Raw genomic sequence first — 2,770 nt, forward strand, 5'->3', positions numbered from 1 at the left:
AGGTGCTGGACCCGGCGCAGAACGCCACCTTCGCCGACCACTACCTGGAAGTGGACTATGATCTCAGCCCGGTGATGTTCGTCACCACGGCGAACAGCCTCAACATGCCCCAGCCCCTTCTGGACCGCATGGAGATCATCCGCATCCCCGGCTATACCGAGGATGAGAAGGTCGAGATCGCCCGCCGTCACCTGCTGCCCAAGCAGATGAAGGACCACGGGCTCACCGCGGCCGAGTTCGAGCTGCCCGACGCGTCCCTGCGCGACCTGATCCGTTACTACACCCGGGAGGCCGGCGTCCGGTCGCTTGAGCGTGAGATCGGCAACCTCGCCCGCAAGGCGGTGCGCGACCTCATGCGTCGGAAGCCGGAAGCGGAGTCGGGTCCGATCGTCGTGGACGAGGCCCGCCTGGCCGACTACGCCGGCGTCCGCCGCTTCAAGTACGGCGAGATGGATGGCGAGGACCAGGTCGGCATCATCACCGGCCTGGCCTACACCGACTTCGGCGGCGACATCCTGACCATCGAGGCCGTGCGCATGCCCGGCAAGGGGCGGATGCAGGTCACCGGCAACCTCAAGGACGTGATGAAGGAGTCCGTCCAGGCCGCCCACGCCTATGTCCGCAGCCGGGCGACCCACTTCGGCATCGAGCCGCCCCTCTTTGACAGGACCGACGTGGCCATCCACGTACCCGAAGGCGCCACGCCCAAGGACGGTCCCTCTGCAGGGGTGGCTATGGCCACGGCCATCGTCTCGGTGCTGACGGGAATCCCGATCCGCAGGGACATCGCCATGACCGGCGAGGTCACCCTGCGCGGCCGGGTCCTGCCCATCGGCGGCCTGAAGGAAAAGCTCCTGGCGGCCCTGAGGTCCGGCGTGAAGACCGTCCTGATCCCTCAGGAGAACGTCAAGGACCTGCAGGACATCCCTGACACTGTGAAGTCGGGCCTGGAGATTCTTGCGGTGAGTTCCGTGGACGAGGTCCTCGGTCACGCTCTGGTCCGGCCGCCCACTCCCATCGAGTGGACTGAGCCTGCCTCGCCGCCGCCTGCGACCGGGGACACCGGGGATGAGCAGGTCCTGACCCACTGATCGTCCCGGTCGGGGACGCCTGACGTCGGCCCCGCCCCTGGTTGCGTTTGACACGCCGCCGGGGCGGGGCATGATGTCCGCCTGTGGCTTCGCCCGGGATGGATGTTGTTTGCGGCGAGGCTTGAAACAACACCCTGGGGGGCGACCATGAACAAGGCCGAGCTGATCGCCGCAGTCTCCGAGAGCTCAGGTCTCTCAAGCGCTCAGGTCCGCACCGCTCTGGACTCCCTTCTCGACGCCGTCTCCAACGCTCTCGTCGCGGGAGACGAGGTCCGCCTGGTCGGTTTCGGGACCTTCTTGTCGGCTGTCCGGCCCGCAGGCCTGGCGCGGAATCCACGCACGGGTCAGGCTGTCCGGCGGCCGGCTTCCCGGACCGTGAGATTCCGGGCCGGGGAGGGGCTCAGGCGCGCCCTGAATTGAGGCTCTGGCGGGCGCAAGCCGTAGCGGATTTCCCACCTGCGCGAAGAGGGGTAAACAGGTGTCGGCCTGCGGGCCGGGAGGGCGGCTAGCTCAGCTGGTCAGAGCACCTGGTTTACACCCAGGGGGTCGGGGGTTCGAACCCCTCGCCGCCCACCACTTCGCCGACCCGCTCGCCGGAGGGACGCCATGCTGACCCGCCCGCTCGGCCGCACGGGGCTGAAGGTTTCGGAGATCGGCTTCGGCGCGGCGTCCTTCTGGGGACACCCGGCCTTCTCCGAGGCGGAGGCGCACCGCCTGGTCCATCGCGCCCTTGATCTCGGCCTCACCCTCTTCGACACCGGCCCCGCCTATTCCCGAGGCCGGGCGGAGGGGCGGCTTGGCCGGGCCCTCGCCGGACGGGAGGCCTCCAGTCTGGTCATCGCTACCAAGGCGGGAACCCGGTTCGAAGGCGGCAGGGTGCGGCGGGACATGTCGCTTTCCGCCATCGAGGCCAGCCTGGAGGAGAGCCTCCGGCGCCTTGGCCTGGATGTCCTGCCCCTGGTCCACCTTCACGGTCCGGCCGCCGAGGAACTGACGCCTGACTTCGTCGGCGGGCTTGAGCGTCTGCGAAGACGGGGCCTCTTCCAGAGCCTCGGGGTCAACAGCTTCAACCCCGAGGTCATTGACGCCGCCCTGGCTCACCCGCAGATCGACACAGTCATGGTGGACATCAACGTCCTGAGGCCCGCGCGCGTGGGCCTGGCCGCGCGCGCCGCGGCCGCAGGGAAGGGGGTGCTGGCGGGCATGCCCCTCGCCATGGGCCACACCGCACCCCGCGCCTGGCGGAATCTCGGGTTCCGGGACGCCTGGTACCTGGCCCGGGCCCTGAAGAACCACCGCGCCGACATGGCCGCCGGGCGCCGCTTCCGGTTCCTGCACGGGCGTGCCGACATCACGGGGGCCCAGGCGGCCCTGGCCTGGACGCTGGGCGTCCCCGGGGTGTCCGCCGCGATCGTCGGGACCACTCGCGTGGGGCACCTTGAGGACTGCGTCGCCGCCTCCGGCCTCGCCCTGCCGTCGGATCTGGCGGCCCGGATCGCCGCCGCACAGGCGCAGGACTGAGGACCCGTCTTGCTCCAGAGACCGGATTGGGGTCTCCTCTCCCGCAAGAGACGGAAAAGGGTCTCGGATTGAGGAGGAAGGCCCATGGCGGACGGTGCGATCGGTCTGGACGAGGCGCGCGCCCGCGCCTTCGGCATGAAGCTCGAGGACATGAACCC

3 protein-coding genes and 1 tRNA gene are annotated in these 2,770 nt (G+C 69.5%); all 4 read left to right on the forward strand.

From position 1 onward, the window contains the following. Positions 1-1,091: S16 family serine protease (locus tag IM632_RS11760; protein WP_296552371.1), on the forward strand; the 1,091-nt coding region annotated here is incomplete at its 5' end. A 147-nt stretch (positions 1,092-1,238) separates the two neighbouring features. After that, entirely contained in the window at positions 1,239-1,511 is a 273-nt protein-coding gene (locus IM632_RS11765; protein ID WP_296480079.1) for an HU family DNA-binding protein, read from the forward strand. A gap of 79 nt (positions 1,512-1,590) precedes the next feature. Then, positions 1,591-1,667: transfer RNA gene (locus IM632_RS11770), tRNA-Val, on the forward strand. A 30-nt stretch (positions 1,668-1,697) separates the two neighbouring features. Further along, a complete protein-coding gene (locus IM632_RS11775; RefSeq protein WP_296480080.1) occupies positions 1,698-2,612 on the forward strand; it encodes an aldo/keto reductase in 915 nt (304 codons plus the stop codon). The last annotated feature ends 158 nt before the right edge of the window (positions 2,613-2,770 follow it).

The organism is Phenylobacterium sp. (assembly GCF_020402505.1).
Lineage (GTDB): Bacteria > Pseudomonadota > Alphaproteobacteria > Caulobacterales > Caulobacteraceae > Phenylobacterium.